Origin of the sequence: Lactococcus nasutitermitis, assembly GCF_018403765.1 — a bacterium.
In the GTDB taxonomy this organism is placed as follows: Bacteria; Bacillota; Bacilli; order Lactobacillales; family Streptococcaceae; genus Lactococcus; species Lactococcus nasutitermitis.
On record NZ_BOVQ01000009.1, the window covers coordinates 70,011 to 84,758 of the forward strand.

Here is a 14,748-nt window from a genome sequence, read left to right on the forward strand (position 1 = left end):
AACTAAAACATTTAATTGCTATTTTCGTTATGATAGGTTTTACTTTTCTGACTGTATCAAAGGTTCAAGCATCTACTTCAGGCTTTACAGTCAATCCTATCTTCCCCAATAATCAACTTAATAAAAATCAAGGTTATTTTGATTTAGTAATGAAACCGGGGCAAAAACAAACCATCTCGATTGAGCTGTCCAATACAACATCTAATCCTATTACAGTGGATACAAGTTTTGCTACTGCCACAACAAATAATAATGGCTTAGCTGTGTATGATACTAAAAATAAAGCATCTGATAAATCCCTAAAATATAAAATAGAGGATTACGTTAGCATTCCTAGTCAATATAAAGAAGTTACTATTCCAGCTAACGCTACAACAACTATAAACATAGTAGCAACAATGCCAAAAGCGAACTTTAACGGAGTTATGGCAGGTGGACTTGGCTTTAAGGAAAAAACGAATAATAAACCAAAAGCCAAATCGCAAAGTGTTTCTATTATCAATGAATATCGTTATGTTGTAGCTTTAATCATGCAACAAAACCAAACAATAATTGCTCCTAAATTAAGCATGAATGGTGTTGAAGCAAGTCAGGTCAACGGAAGAAATGTTATTTCTAGTAATTTAGAAAATTCGGCAGCTACTTATTTAAAAGATATGAATACTCAAGCAGTTGTTCAAGGAATAACAGATAAAAATATTAAGTATAGCTATGAAGGAAAAGCCATGAAGATGGCACCTAACTCAAATTTTAACTTTGCTGTTCCAGTTTCTATACAAGGCAATCCAAATGGAGAATATTCAAAACCACTTAAAGCAGGCAAATATCAACTTTCAATGACTGTTTATGGAGGAAAAGACGGCAATGGAAAATATGCAGAACAAGTAAATGGACTAGCAACTAGATATGACTATAAATGGACTTTCCAAAAAGAGTTCACAATCAGTCATCCCAAAGCTAAACAGCTTAACGCATCAGACCCAACAATCAATCATAAAAATACTGATTCTGTTGATTTACTGACGATTATAGGTGCTGTGCTCATTCTTTTATTAGTCTTCATTTTCTTGATGATGAGACGTCGCAGGAGAGATAAAGCTCAATCTTAAAGAGAAAAAGTTTAATTTTCAATTAGTAATTTTGAATTCATCTTCTAGCAAAATTAAAAATAGCTCAGAAGTGAAGATATATATATTAATACCAAGGAGGAGGAGGCATTAATTGAATAAAAGTTTATTTTTGCTTGTAGGTGCGTTACTTATTATGGCACCACCGATACGAGCAGATGGAGACAGTGTACAAGCTGTACAGACAAAAGGAAGTGTAGGATTCTATCAACCTAAAACTTCACCATCGTCAACGGTTCAGAAAGAACCAGAAGGAGGAGCGACTACTCAAAAGTACGCTAAGCAAACGGATATAAAAATTTCCCAAATTACGGGAAATACATTACTCCCAAAAACAGGAAGCAGTTCCCATCTAGCAACTATCATTGGAATAAGTTTCCTACTAATCAGTTCTACCTTATACTTAAAAAATAAAAAGTTTATAAAAGTAGCAAAAAAATAAAAGATTTAACAAGGAGATTATTATGAAAAAAACAATCACACTTTCTGCTGTAGCACTTACAACATTGGTTCTCGGTGGAACAGTTATACCTATTTTTGCTGATTCAGTTGATGCAGGACACTGGGATACAAATGGTACGGTAAACTTTACTGCTCCAACAACTCCTCCTGATGTGACAAATCCACAAGCTCCTGATGGTACAGGAGATGCAGGTACTGCAGGAGACTTCTCTATTGATTATGCTTCAGATTTAGATTTTGGTTCACATGAAATTTCAACAAGCAATCAGACTTATTATGCAAGTGATGATACCACTGCATTTGGTGCAAGTAATCCTGTAGCAGATTTTGTTGAAATGCACGATTTACGTGGTTTAGGAGCAGGTAATGGAAACTGGACACTTTCAGTTACTCAAGAAGCACAATTTAATAATGGAGACTTAGATTTAACTGATGCTGCTTTGACTTTTGGCTCTGGAGTAGGAGCAAATGCAGGAGGAGGGGCATATGTTCCTGCAACTACAGCTGGTTATACACTCACACCTGGTGAGGCTCAAACAGTCATGACAGGTGATGGAACGGTTGGACAATACTTGGTAAACTATGGTACACCAACGGACTATGCGGACGGTGGCACGAGCGGTCCAATCTCTCTCTATGTTCCTTCAGGTTCTGCAAATACGGGTGCCTATACTTCAACTCTTGAATGGGACTTGGAAGTTGCCCCATAAGTAAAAAAGATAATACTTTTGAAGTTGAAGTTTCTTTCTGATTTTAAAGAAAGAAACTTCTCTTTGTAAAGAGAGGCGACAATGATAAATTTGAAACAATTACTAAAAAAATTCATACATTTATGCACAAGTAGCCTACTTTTACTTAGTGGTTTCATACCTATCCTTGCGTTGTTTCCAGTACAGTCTGTTAGTGCTGTTACTCAAACAGGAGTTGGAATTCTGACACAAGGTAGTTCTTGGGATACAGGGCACCATACTTATAGTGGGCAACAAAATCAAGCAACAAATTATACGATTGGTGGGAATGATTCACCCTCTATCGTTGGTAATTGGCTTAATCTGGTCAATGATAATCAAAATAAAATTGGCTTTGCTACTTTTAATGGTGCAGTTTCCACGGCATCAACTTTTTCCCTGAAAGCAACAATCAAAATTGATACAACTTTGATTATAGGACTGGGAGGAAATTTCGAAAATGGTGGAGATGCTCTAGGTTTTATCTTAACTCCATCTTCCAATAGTCAGCTTCAAGCCAATATTCCTAATGCCACAGGACCTAATTTAGGTATAAATGGATTAAGTAATACATATTTTTTAGGTCGAGATTTGTATTTTAATGATGATGCTATGTATGATGGAAATGGAAGTTTATTTGGCTGGACTGCTGGCGGAGGGAATGTTATGGCTATTCGTAACACGACTCAATCAGGAATGCTTAATCCAGCAAATTATCCAGCAGGCACAACGACAAACACAACGACTGGACAGGCTTGGATGCAAGCTCCAGATGATAATTATGCACTGGGACTCGATACAGGAATTCCAGGGGAAGTTCAAGAACCTATTTCTATGTCTTGGACACCAGATACAACAAACTCTGCACCTACAGGCTTTAATTCGGGGACATTAACTTTAAATCTCATTGCTCAAACAACAAATAACGGGGGACTTTTGGGGTCAAGTAGTGTGAATGGAGGCTTATCAGGTTATACGTTGACCACTCACTGTAACTTACAAAACTCAATGTCTATTGGGTTTGTTGGAGGGACAGGAGGAAACTATTCTGAAATGTCGGTTTCATTAGACAGTGCAACAGGTACAATCAATCGTGGAGAACAAACGACAACTGTTAATTATGTGAATGCAAACACAGGAGCCTCACTAGTTGGATGGTCACCTACTACGATTGCTGCAAATGTTAATGATACGTTGAATGTTTTGGCACCAGGAAACACAGCAACATCTTCTCCAGCGACTTCGACAAGCACCACGGGAACTTATAGCTATGTGGCACCCACAGCACCAGCAGGATATAGTTTTAGCTCTGCAAATTCTGTCACTGTACAAAATTATCAATCAGGAGGAGTTAATCCCAATGTAATAAATATTGAGTATGCTCCAAATACGCAAACAGCAAGTTTTACTCCTTGGTATATTGGAGGAACTCCGGGAACAAGTAATTCGATAACAAATACAATGGCGAATGTGACTTATGCACTACCATCGACAAGTCCTAGTAGTCCTGGACTTGCAAGTGCTTTGCCAGTTATTGCCAATACATCAGGCTTAACTGATAGTATTGCACCAGTACCATTGGTTGTTGTTCCAACAGGTTATAGTATATTAGAAGTGATAGGGCCTAATAATCAGGTATATCCAAGTTTAGGAACGGCGTTGACTGCCAATCCTTTGACAGATTCATCTGCAACAGTAGCATCTGGAACTCCTAATAACTTTGCGGTTATTTTAGCTCCGACATCCCAAACGGCAAACTTTAGTTATCAGTATGCTTCGGGAACGCCAGGTTATAATGGAACTGCAGCGGGTACAGGCTACTCTGTTCCTACTTTACCAAGCAGTATCACTCAGAGTGGTCAGACAGGAACAGTGATTGCTAATCCGGGATTATCGCAACTTCCAGCAGGATATGTAGCATCTGCAGTCATAGCACCGGATAATTCAAGTAATAGTTTAGCAGGGAATGCTGATTTAACAGGAGCGCTTGCTAAATTCCCTTATATGTACTATCAAAATGCTCCGTCAACTTTTGGTTTGCAAAGTAACTTTCAAATATTAGTTAGTGCGATAAATCAAACAGGAACGGTAAGTTTTGTATGGGATAGCAATACACCAGGCTATAACGGGAATGCAGGACAACTTCAAGCTTCCTTGCCGAGCCAGATAAATTTATCTGGGGAGACAGGCAGTGCGATAAGCTTCAATCCAGTAATTCCAACGGGCTATGCGATTGATACAGTGGTTGGACCTGATGGAAATACTTATACTGATAGCACAACAGCTGGTATGAATGCACTTCAAGCAGCACAAGCGGCTAATCCTTATTTTACAGACTCTAGCCAAAGAATGAATAATTTTACTATAAAATTAAAAGCGGTACAACAAACGGTCACGTTGCAAGTGAATGTTGATCAAAGTGTCAGTCCAATTCCAGATGGAGGTATTCCTACTACACCTAATCCACAGGTTGTAGCGTTAGGCTTAACAGGAGCGCGGATATCTTCGAATGATGTACAAACGGGACAAGACTGGCTGGATGGTTGGATAACAAGTCATGCGGGTTGGCAGATTGTCCAATATACAGACCCATTGGATAATAACTATATAGATGCTAATATGTCTTTGCAGGAAGCCGTAACGGGTGCAGGAGGTTATATACTTGGGGGAAATAATACATATGAAGTTTCAGTCACTTATTCTGGCTCAATTTCATTGCAAGTACCTTCGTCAGTAGATTTTGGCTCACATACTATCAGTAGTTCAAATCAAACATATACGGGAAATCTTAATGAACCAGTAACGGTATCTGATACACGCGGAAGTGATGCTTCTCCGTGGACAGTTACAGTAGCTGAAACTTCACCAATCACATCATCAAATGGAGGGATTTCTCTTGAAGGAGATTTAGAATATAACAATCAAGTGTTGAGTACAGCTCCTACACAGATAATGACTACATCTCAAGCTGAAGGTGGGACAACAGTTATCCTAGATGCTGGTTCAAGTCCATTTCGCTTGAATGTTCCAGTTGATTCACAACTGGCAACGAGTTATCAAGGAGTTCTGACTTGGACTTTAATAGTAGCGCCATAGGGCTGGATAAATCCCTCTATAATTTATAGAGGGATTTATTTATTTTATGCTAAGAAGTCATAACAAGAGCAATATTGGATTGTTTTTGTTAAAATAAGAGATAGCGCTTTATTATTGATATTAGTTATTTTTGAAATTTTATGAATGAATTTCAAAATGGATAAAATTGTTATTATAATTATGAGAGGAAAAGAAAATATTGCTTACATTTTGGCAAAACTATCCAGAGATACAAGCAAAACTGGCTGCTGTCCAAGATTTAATGGCAGAGCGTTTAAAAATAAATAATTCTGAAATCCAAGATGCCTTGCGAGAATTTGCGGCTTGTGGTGGGAAAATGATACGTCCAGCTTTATTTTTTCTTTTTGCAGGTTTAATTGATAATAAGGATAAAGATGATGAGAAATTGGTTAAAATTGCGGCTTCCTTAGAGCTTTTACATTCAGCAACATTGATTCATGATGATATTATTGATGATTCACCATTACGCAGAGGGCTGCCATCTATTGAGACACAGTTTGGAAAAGATGTCGCTGTTTATACAGGTGATTTTGTTTATACAGTTTATTTTGAATTATTATGTGAAACGATGGCTACAACTCCTTTTCTTGTACATAATGCAAAGTCAATGAAAAAGATTTTGCAGGGAGAATTGACACAAATGCAATCAGCCTTTCAAACAGATATCTCTGTTCGTAAATATCTCAAAGCAATCAGTGGCAAAACTGCTGAGTTATTGAGCTTGAGTTGCTTAGAAGGTGTTTATTTTGCAGGTGGAGATAAAAAAATGCAATACTCAGCACGCAAGACTGGACTGGCAATTGGTTGTGCATTTCAGATTTATGATGATATTTTAAATTTTACAGTAGATTTATCAGCGGCTGATAAACCGATATTGACAGATTTTCGTCAAGGTATTTATACTTTACCTTTGTTATTTGCAAAAGAAGCAGATAAAGAAATTATTTTACCGTATTTAGAAAAGTCTGATAAGCTGACACGTGAGGAATGTTTGAAGTTAGCTCATTTAGTTGATGAACTTGGTGGTATGTCAGCAGCGTTGAAAATGGCAAATAGTTTAACCGATATTGCATTGGAAGAAATTACGAAGTTACCAGATACACAGAATAAACAAATATTAGCTGAGGTCACGAAACTTCTACTTCAAAGAAATTATTAGAGATATTTCAAAGGATTTTTTATGAATTTTAGATTATTTGCTGAATTGATTGAACTGAAAGCTAAGACAGCGAGTGTCTTTCCTTTTCTTTTGGGGCTTTCTTATTCTTTATATCATTATCATCAAGCAAATCTTGTGCCACTTTTACTTTATTTTGTGGCTATGTTTTTGTTTAATTGTTTTGTTGATATATGGGATAACTATAATGATTATCATAAAGCTGTTGATACTGAGGGATATAAGAAAAATACAAATATTATTGGTCGGGAAGAAATTTCACTTAGGACAATTCGATTGTTACTTGCTGGATTTTTCTTTAGTTCATTGATTTTAGGCTTAATTGTAGCTAGTATGACGGGTTGGGTGGTATTTTGGCTAGGTTTGATTTGTTATTTTGTTGGTATTTTTTACGCAGCTGGTCCAAAGCCTTTATCAACATTACCTGTTGGAGAAGTGGCAAGCGGAATTACAATGGGTTATCTCATTTTTTTGATTTGTCTTTATATCAATGCTCACACGGTACTTATCTGGAATATTGAGACAATCTTAACGACAATTCTTGTAGCTCTGCCTAATACACTATTGATTGCTAATATGATGCTTGCTAATAATACTTGTGATGTTGAAGAAGATGAGGCAAATCAACGTTTTACAGTAGTGCATTATATTGGAAAAACTGCTGCGCTTACCTGGTGGAAACTGGCTATTATTTTGAGTTTTCTGTTTATTGTTCTTGCGGTTATTTTAGGAATTTTATCACCAGTTATGTTAGGAATGATAGTGATTGTACCTTTGATTATCAAGATTGCTCGTCCTTATCTTGTAAAACAGATAAAGAGTGAAACTTTTGTAAGTTCTGTAAGTATTCTGATGATTTTTCAGTTTTTACAAGTTGTTTTGATGTTTATTGGATTGTGGCTGAGATAAAAAGTGCTATTAGCTATAGCACTTTTTTTAGGATTTATTTGCAGCAGTCATGATTTTTAGGACTGGCTTGAAGTGTGGTGCTTTTGATAGGACAACTTGCTTTGCAGTCATCACAAGCTCCTTTGCTTTTGATAACTTTTCTAAGGGCAAATGTGATTGCAATGAGAATTAGAAGAAATAAGATGATACTAGCTAAGTTCATGAGAAACCTCCTTTGTGCTAGGGCGACGGAATATAAAGTAAAGTCCGATGAAAAGGACGATAAGAGCAAGAATAGTTGGAAAACTAATGTTTTGGCTGTTGATTGCTGAGCCAAATTGATAGATGATAAAACTCATACTATAGGAAATGAGTGTTTGAAAACCTACGGCACGTAATGTCCATTTTAATTCTCCCATTTCTTTGTAAATCGTAGAGATAGCTGCGATACAAGGCGCGCATAAGAGGTTAAAGACGAGGAGAGAATAAGCAGAAAGTGCGCTATAATGAGACTGTAGAGCTTGCCAAATAGCTTGTCCATTGCTACCCGTAACACCAGAAGTGTGAGAATAGAGAACGCTCATCGTGCCAACGATTGTTTCTTTAGCGACAAGTCCTGTGATTGTAGCTACGGTAGCGCGCCATTCTCCAAAACCAAGAGGAGCAAAGAAGAAGGCAAGCGCGGAACCGATGTGAGCAAGGATAGAATGGGCTGCTTCTACATGTTGAAGTGCAAAGTTATAGTTTGATAAAAACCATGTTGCAACATTCATCACGAAGATAATTGTTCCGGCACGTTTTACAAAACTAATAGCACGGTCAAAGGCGTATTTGAAGACCGTTGTTGTATGAGGGAGATGATAACTGGGAAGTTCCATGATAAAAGCAGAAGTATCTCCAGCAAATAAGCGTGTTTTTTTGAGGATAATACCTGAAACGATAATCATGCCCATTCCAAGGAAATAGGCACTCGGAGCAACCCAACTGGCATGACGGAAAAATGCACCAGAAACGAGGGCGATGATAGGGAGTTTTGCTGAACAGGGCATGAAAGTTGTAATCATAATCGTGATTTTGCGGTCACGCTCTTGTTCGATAGTGCGAGTTGCCATAATTCCTGGAACACCACAACCTGATGCAATCAACATGGGAATAAAGGATTTTCCGGATAAGCCGAAACGCCTGAAAATACGGTCCATGACAAAGGCAACACGTGCCATGTAGCCTGAATCTTCTAAAATCCCCAGTAAAATAAATAGTACAAAAATCTGAGGTATAAAACCTAAAATAGCTCCGATACCTGCAATAATACCATTAAGCACTAAATCTTTGAGCCAAGGGGCAATCGCTAATTGGTTCATTAGATGTGAGACGGTTTCTGGAAGCCATTGACCAAAGAGAACGTCGTTGAGCCAGTCGCTGGCTGCTGTACCAACCGTTTGAATTGCAATGTAATAGACAAGCCACATGATGAGGACAAAAATTGGTAAACCAAGCCATTTGTGAGTGACAATTTGGTCGATTTTGTCGGTAAGGTTGGCTTTGCCATTTGAAATATCTGTCACACAGAGTTGTACGATTTGTCCGATGAGGTCGTAGCGCTCATTGACAATGATGGATTCACAATCATCGGACATCACTTTTTCTGTGATTTTTACGATGTCTTTGATTTCAAACTGTTGAGCATGAGAGAGTTGTGAAAGTGTAAGAGTATCACCTTCAAAACATTTGATTTGCTCGAAACGATTGCTACTATGGATAACTTTGCCAATTTCTGCGAGGGCTCCTTCTAGGCGATTATCGTATTCAATGTGAGCTATATCATGTGTTTTTGTAGCTATATTGACTGCTTCATTCAAGCCACGATTTTTTATGGCAGATGTGGCAATGATTGGTACTCCGAGGCTGTAAGAAAGTTTTTCGATATCTATTTTTTTCCCATCACGTTCGGTAAGGTCGCTCATGTTGAGAGCTAGAACCATTGGAATGCCGAAGTCCATGAGCTGGAGCGTGAGATAAAGAGAGCGTTCCAGATTGGTAGCATCTATAATGTTAAGGAGAACATCAGGTGGTGTTTGAAGAAGATAGTGGCGCGTGACTTCTTCTTCGAGAGAATAAGGGGAAAGAGAGTAAGTGCCGGGTAAATCTTGGATTTCAACTTTTTTATCTTTTTTGTAATGTCCTGATTTGCGCTCGACAGTTACACCGGGCCAGTTACCAACTTGTTGATTGGCGCCAGTTAATATATTGAAGATGCTTGTTTTCCCACTGTTGGGATTTCCTAGAAGTGCGATTGTTGTCATGTATTTTCCTAAATATGATTTATTGTTTGAGAGTAACTTTTATTTTTTCTGCATCATTTTTTCTTAGTGAAAGAGCGTAGCCACGAAGGTGAAGTTCCATTGGGTCTCCAAGTGGAGCAAGTTTACGAACGAAGATGCTCGTGCCTCGAGTGATACCCATATCCATGAGACGGCGTTTTATTTCGCCTGTGGCATCAATCATACGTACGACACCAGTTTGACCTACGGTAAGGCTAGAAAGTCCTATCATATTTTCTGTTGTTTGCTCGTTTTTGATGATGATTGTTCGTAGATAATCTAAACTTAGAGCTAGGCGAGTATTTCCTACTTTAACGATAGCATTATCTTCGTTGAGTGATAGGAGGACAAGCTCTTTGTCAGGTATAAAACCTAGTTCACGAAGTTTTTGGGAAAAAGTTGTCTTTTTTAGCTCGGATATATAGTAAACTTGCCCAATATGGGCTTGATTGAGTGTTTTCATCTGTTCTTTCCATGAAAATTGTTTGATTTGTCAAAAATGTTTTACATTATTAGTAAAACATTTTTTAGGAAATTTTGCAAGGATTGTTAAAAAAATAAAAAAACTCTACAATTTGTAAAGTTTTTTTATTTGCAAGTTTTTCTTATTCGACAGAGAAGAGGTAAGGGTAAACGGGTTGTTTGCCTTCGTGAATTTCTACTTCTAAGTCTTCGTATTTCTTTTCTAGTTCCTTGGCAATTTTATCAGCTACGGATTTTTTTCCATCACTGCCGATATAAATAGCTGCGATTTCGCTGTCTTCATCAATCATTTGGTCAAAAACGGCGAAAATGGCATCATTCATACGTTTAGTGCTGACTACGATTTTATTGTCAAGCATTCCGAGTGTATCTTTTTTATGAATTTCAATTCCATCAACGTTTGTATCACGAATGGCTGTTGTGACTGAACCTGATTTTACATCGCTGAGGCTTTCACTCATTGCTTCTTTATTTTCTTCGATTGATTTTGTTGGGTCGAAGCTGAGAAGAGCTGTGAAACCTTGAGGAATTGTTGCTGATTCAACGACTTCTACAGGAATTGTTGCAACTTCTGCGGCTGATTTTGCTGCCATAAAAATATTTTTGTTATTAGGTAAAATAATGACTTTGTCGGCATTGACCGCTTCGATAGCTTTGACGATGTCCTCGGTTGAAGGATTCATCGTTTGTCCTCCTGAGACGATGTAATTGACGCCCATTTCTTTAAAGATTTCGGCTAAGCCATCGCCTGCTGTGATAGCAATGAGGCCCCAATCCTTTTTGGAATCAGAAGTGGAAATGTTTGTGGCTTTGGCTTCTTTTTCTTTGACACCTTCGTTTTGGAGGCGCATATTGTCAACTTTGACTTTTACGAGACGACCAAACTTGAGTCCTTCTTGCATAACAAGTCCAGGGTCTTCTGTATGGACGTGGACTTTGACGATTTCATCATCATCAACGACAAGAAGAGAGTTTCCGATACTGGCAAGATAGGTCTGGAATGTGTCGTGGTCATAGCTTTCGTGAGCTGTTGGACCTTTGCCAATTTCAACCATGATTTCGGTACAATAGCCGTACTTGATGTCACTTGTAGAAGCGTTGGCTACACCAGAATTTTCGTGCTCGACGTTAATCATACGTTCCATTGCTTCAGGTCCTTCTTCAGGATCTTCTGGAATATATTCGCCGTTAAGAGCGGTCATGAAACCTTCATAGATGAAGACGAGACCTTGTCCGCCGGAATCAACAACACCAACTTCTTTGAGAACTGGAAGTAAATCTGGTGTCATGGCAAGTGCTTTATTAGCACCGTCAAGTGCGGCTTGCATGACTTTGATAACATCGTCTGTTTCGTCTGTTTTGTGTTTTGCCATTTCAGCAGCGCCACGAGAAACGGTAAGGATAGTTCCTTCAACTGGTTTCATGACAGCTTTGTAGGCAACTTCGACACCGTTTTGTAGAGCAGCGGCGAGATGAATGCCGTCAAGTTCTTCGTAGTCTTTGGCATATTGGGCAAAGCCACGGAATAATTGACTGAGAATAACACCGGAATTGCCACGAGCGCCCATGAGAAGACCTTTTGAAAGAATTTGGGCTACTTCGCCGACTGTGTCAGCTGGTTTTTCAAAAACAGCTTTGGCACCGTTGGTAATGGTCATTCCCATATTGGTTCCTGTGTCACCATCGGGTACGGGGAACACGTTGAGGGAATTGACATATTCAGCTTGGGCATTCAGGCGACTAGCTGCTGCCTGAATCATTTCGTTGAATTTATTTGAATCTATCTTGGTCACTAGTCTTCAACCACCTTCACATTTTGTACATAGACGTTGATTTTCGCGGCAGAAATACCGAGTTGGTTTTCTAAGTTGAAACGTACACGTTCTTGAATATTTTTTGCTACTTCGCTGATTTTTACACCATAAGAAATAACGACGTAAACATCAATGGAAGTTTCGTTTTCATTTGTTGTAACTACAACACCTTTTGCGTAATTTTCTTGACGTAAAATATTGCGGAAGTTGTCTTTGACAGCATTTTTGCTTGTCATGCCAACAACACCGAAAATCTCTGTGGTGCTTGCACCGACAACCGTTGCGATGACCTCGGTCGCGATATCGACATTTCCATTTTGGTTATTAATCGTAACACTCATTTTCATATTTGTACCGATTAAATTTTGATTTAAGGTACTTTCCTCCATATTATTTGAATATCCTGACTTATTTTACCATATTTTTGGAAAATAAAACAGTTTTGTCCGTTGTTTGTCGTGTGAGATATTTTTGACAGTTCTGTAAAACCTAATTTTTGATAAAAAAATTTTGACAGAACTGTCAAAAATCTTTTTTTGGTATGACGAAGTATTTTTTGTTGATTTTTTCGATTTGGATAGGTTTTTGATAAAAATTGGTGAGACTTTGTTCGGTTAAGATGCTAGATTTATCGCCAGATTGGATTATTTTTCCATCACGCAGGAGGAGAATTTTGTTGAAATCTTCGGTAATCTCGTCAGGGTGATGAGTGATATAAAGGAGAGTGGGGGCGTTTTTCATTGTTGTAATATCGTGAAGTTTTTCGAGCAGATTTTCTTTGGCAAAGAGGTCTAATCCGTTGGTGGCTTCGTCTAAAATCAGTATATTAGGATGCAAAATTAAACTTCGTGCAATGAGAAGAAGTTGCTTTTCACCTTGAGAAAGTGTCCCATAAATACGTCCAATCAGATCGCTTGCGCCCACTTGGTGCATAAGCTCGCGCGCTTCGTCCAATTCTTGGTCAGTAAATGGCTTGTAGAGCATACTTGAATTGAATTTTCCTGTATAAACTAAATTTTCCGCATGACTATTACCATTGAAACGCTCAGCGATAAATGAGCCGACAATGCTGATTTGTTGACGCAATGCGGGAATTTGGTCCTTGCCAAAGCGCGTGCCTAACACGGTTAATTCTCCAGAAGTTTTCCAGTTTTCTGCCATGATAAGCTTGATGAGACTAGATTTTCCAGAACCGTTCAGACCGAGAATGACCCAATTTTCACCTTGATTGACTTGCCAGTTGATATCAGATAGGATAGACTTTTGGTTGCGCATAAAATTGACATTTTTAAATGAAAGAATTTCCATGATAAATCTCTCCATATTTTTCAAAATATTAAGACTATTATAACGCAAAATCTGGTAAGTTGCGAATTTTTTTATCAAAGTTTTTGACACCGACAAGCTACGCTTTCTGGTATCCACTCTCGCTAAGTGGCTAAAGCCATAAGTCGAGTGGCAGTTCTGTCAAAAATAAAAAAACCTGTCAAAAATGACAGATTTTACTTTTTTGCTTGCGCAAGCAAAAACGAAATTAAACACGTTCAACGCCAGCAGGCAATTTTTTCAATGCTTTTGCTGAAGCCCAAACAGTTTTGATTTTTCCGCCTTCAAGAATTGTAACTTTTTGAAGATTTGGTTTTACAACACGTTTTGTTTGGTTCATTGCGTGTGAACGATTATTACCTGAAACAGTCTTACGACCAGTAAAATAACATACTTTAGACATGATTTATATCCTCCCCTTATATTTTTTATGCTTCGAAAGATAACATACTTGATTAGTATAACATTTTTTTATCAAAAAAATCAAGTTATTTTTCTTCTTTTGCTGATTTTTTTTCTTAAATTTGATAAAATAGTGCTATGGACAATTTAATAGAGGAACTCACAGCAAAAAATAGTGAATATATTCATGCCGTAACCAAGCAACTAATGGTAATTGGTAAAACAGATGAAGAAGTGAAAACAATTTTGGCGGACATTTTGCCTCAAATCATTGAAGGGCAAAAAACAGGGATTTTAGCCAAAAAACTTCTTGGAACACCACAAGAATTCATTCAAAAATATGAACCTGAAAAAAAAGCTGGCAAAACTACAAAAACAAGTAATGAAAATACAAATCCAGTGTTGATGTGGCTTGATAGCAGTTTGATGCTTTTTGGAGCAATCACAGCTATTAGCGGAGTTCTCGGACTTTTCAGCAAGAAATATCAAACCTATGGTCTAACAACAACGGTTATTATGGCGGCCGTTGCAGGGATTGTGATGTACATGATGTATCGCTTTTTCTACAGTCAAGAAGCAACTACTCGAAAATGGAATTGGAAAAATATGTTTCTAGTTGTTGCTGTTGTCCTCGTCTGGGGAGTATTAACAGCAGTGACAGCAATGTTGCCAAGAGCGTTGAATCCGATTGTTAATTCTTACGTCAGCATTGTACTGGCAGTTCTTGCCTTTGGTATCAAATATTTGGTAAAACGTCAATTTCACACACGCTCAGCAATGACACCGGCAGCGAGAGTAAATTCGAAATAGTAAGATGATTATCTTGTTTTTTTATATTGTTGTATCCAGATGTAATAAAAAATAGACATATTGTAAAAAAATATATCTATTTTTTTTTTTTTA

14 protein-coding genes are annotated in these 14,748 nt (G+C 37.8%); 7 read left to right on the plus strand and 7 right to left on the minus strand.

What is annotated here, in order from left to right:
• The first annotated feature begins 29 nt into the window (after window positions 1–29).
• The 6 genes from KJS36_RS09870 (at window position 30) to KJS36_RS09895 (ending at window position 7,520) form a co-directional block, all read left to right on the plus strand.
• Entirely contained in the window at window positions 30–1,109 is a 1,080-nt protein-coding gene (locus KJS36_RS09870; protein ID WP_213536750.1) for a WxLIP family cell surface protein, read from the plus strand.
• Window positions 1,110–1,221: 112 nt separating this feature from the next.
• Entirely contained in the window at window positions 1,222–1,569 is a 348-nt protein-coding gene (locus KJS36_RS09875; RefSeq protein WP_213536751.1) for an EF2685/EF0750 family sortase-dependent surface protein, read from the plus strand.
• Between the two features lie 22 nt (window positions 1,570–1,591).
• Window positions 1,592–2,299 (plus strand): WxL domain-containing protein, encoded by a 708-nt coding sequence (locus KJS36_RS09880; protein WP_213536752.1) that lies wholly within the window; start codon window positions 1,592–1,594, stop codon window positions 2,297–2,299.
• An 81-nt stretch (window positions 2,300–2,380) separates the two neighbouring features.
• Window positions 2,381–5,413, plus strand: coding sequence for a beta strand repeat-containing protein (locus tag KJS36_RS09885; protein WP_213536753.1), 3,033 nt, complete (start codon window positions 2,381–2,383; stop codon window positions 5,411–5,413).
• Between the two features lie 199 nt (window positions 5,414–5,612).
• On the plus strand, window positions 5,613–6,593 hold the full coding sequence (locus KJS36_RS09890) for a polyprenyl synthetase family protein (RefSeq protein WP_213536754.1): 981 nt from the start codon (window positions 5,613–5,615) through the stop codon (window positions 6,591–6,593).
• Window positions 6,594–6,614: 21 nt separating this feature from the next.
• Window positions 6,615–7,520 carry a prenyltransferase gene (locus KJS36_RS09895; protein WP_213536755.1) on the plus strand — a complete coding sequence of 302 codons (906 nt, stop codon included), beginning with the start codon at window positions 6,615–6,617 and terminating at the stop codon, window positions 7,518–7,520.
• Between the two features lie 34 nt (window positions 7,521–7,554).
• Here KJS36_RS09895 and KJS36_RS09900 read toward each other — a convergent pair whose 3' ends face one another.
• The 7 genes from KJS36_RS09900 to rpmB form a co-directional block, all read right to left on the minus strand.
• Window positions 7,555–7,722 carry a hypothetical protein gene (locus KJS36_RS09900; protein WP_213536756.1) on the minus strand — a complete coding sequence of 56 codons (168 nt, stop codon included), beginning with the start codon at window positions 7,720–7,722 and terminating at the stop codon, window positions 7,555–7,557.
• On the minus strand, window positions 7,709–9,802 hold the full coding sequence (gene feoB / locus KJS36_RS09905; RefSeq protein ID WP_213536757.1) for a ferrous iron transport protein B: 2,094 nt from the start codon (window positions 9,800–9,802) through the stop codon (window positions 7,709–7,711). The genes KJS36_RS09900 and feoB overlap by 14 nt, the downstream gene beginning before the upstream one ends.
• Window positions 9,803–9,821: 19 nt before the next feature.
• Window positions 9,822–10,283, minus strand: coding sequence for a ferrous iron transport protein A (locus KJS36_RS09910; protein WP_213536758.1), 462 nt, complete (start codon window positions 10,281–10,283; stop codon window positions 9,822–9,824).
• 142 nt (window positions 10,284–10,425) lie between these two features.
• Window positions 10,426–12,063, minus strand: coding sequence for a DAK2 domain-containing protein (fakA, locus tag KJS36_RS09915; protein WP_373306165.1), 1,638 nt, complete (start codon window positions 12,061–12,063; stop codon window positions 10,426–10,428).
• 32 nt (window positions 12,064–12,095) lie between these two features.
• Window positions 12,096–12,458 (minus strand): Asp23/Gls24 family envelope stress response protein, encoded by a 363-nt coding sequence (locus KJS36_RS09920; RefSeq protein ID WP_213536805.1) that lies wholly within the window; start codon window positions 12,456–12,458, stop codon window positions 12,096–12,098.
• Window positions 12,459–12,639: 181 nt separating this feature from the next.
• Window positions 12,640–13,425 carry an ABC transporter ATP-binding protein gene (locus KJS36_RS09925; protein ID WP_213536760.1) on the minus strand — a complete coding sequence of 262 codons (786 nt, stop codon included), beginning with the start codon at window positions 13,423–13,425 and terminating at the stop codon, window positions 12,640–12,642.
• A gap of 226 nt (window positions 13,426–13,651) precedes the next feature.
• On the minus strand, window positions 13,652–13,846 hold the full coding sequence (rpmB, locus tag KJS36_RS09930) for a 50S ribosomal protein L28 (protein WP_213536761.1): 195 nt from the start codon (window positions 13,844–13,846) through the stop codon (window positions 13,652–13,654).
• Between the two features lie 137 nt (window positions 13,847–13,983).
• Between rpmB and KJS36_RS09935 the strand changes: the two genes are divergently transcribed.
• The gene (locus tag KJS36_RS09935; RefSeq protein ID WP_213536762.1) at window positions 13,984–14,655 is read left to right on the plus strand and encodes a DUF1129 domain-containing protein; all 672 of its coding nucleotides are present in this window, start codon (window positions 13,984–13,986) and stop codon (window positions 14,653–14,655) included.
• Window positions 14,656–14,748 lie beyond the last annotated feature (93 nt).

What these genes read in the sequence shown, in the direction of transcription:
- KJS36_RS09935 (WP_213536762.1), top strand. Translation starts at nt 13,984, where the DNA reads ATGGACAATTTAATAGAGGAACTCACAGCAAAAAATAGTGAATATATT.
- KJS36_RS09880 (WP_213536752.1), top strand. Translation starts at nt 1,592, where the DNA reads ATGAAAAAAACAATCACACTTTCTGCTGTAGCACTTACAACATTGGTT.
- rpmB (WP_213536761.1), bottom strand. Translation starts at nt 13,846, where the DNA reads ATGTCTAAAGTATGTTATTTTACTGGTCGTAAGACTGTTTCAGGTAAT.
- KJS36_RS09910 (WP_213536758.1), bottom strand. Translation starts at nt 10,283, where the DNA reads ATGAAAACACTCAATCAAGCCCATATTGGGCAAGTTTACTATATATCC.
- KJS36_RS09925 (WP_213536760.1), bottom strand. Translation starts at nt 13,425, where the DNA reads ATGGAAATTCTTTCATTTAAAAATGTCAATTTTATGCGCAACCAAAAG.
- feoB (WP_213536757.1), bottom strand. Translation starts at nt 9,802, where the DNA reads ATGACAACAATCGCACTTCTAGGAAATCCCAACAGTGGGAAAACAAGC.
- fakA (WP_373306165.1), bottom strand. Translation starts at nt 12,063, where the DNA reads ATGATTCAGGCAGCAGCTAGTCGCCTGAATGCCCAAGCTGAATATGTC.
- KJS36_RS09870 (WP_213536750.1), top strand. Translation starts at nt 30, where the DNA reads ATGATAGGTTTTACTTTTCTGACTGTATCAAAGGTTCAAGCATCTACT.
- KJS36_RS09895 (WP_213536755.1), top strand. Translation starts at nt 6,615, where the DNA reads ATGAATTTTAGATTATTTGCTGAATTGATTGAACTGAAAGCTAAGACA.
- KJS36_RS09920 (WP_213536805.1), bottom strand. Translation starts at nt 12,458, where the DNA reads ATGAGTGTTACGATTAATAACCAAAATGGAAATGTCGATATCGCGACC.
- KJS36_RS09885 (WP_213536753.1), top strand. Translation starts at nt 2,381, where the DNA reads ATGATAAATTTGAAACAATTACTAAAAAAATTCATACATTTATGCACA.
- KJS36_RS09900 (WP_213536756.1), bottom strand. Translation starts at nt 7,722, where the DNA reads ATGAACTTAGCTAGTATCATCTTATTTCTTCTAATTCTCATTGCAATC.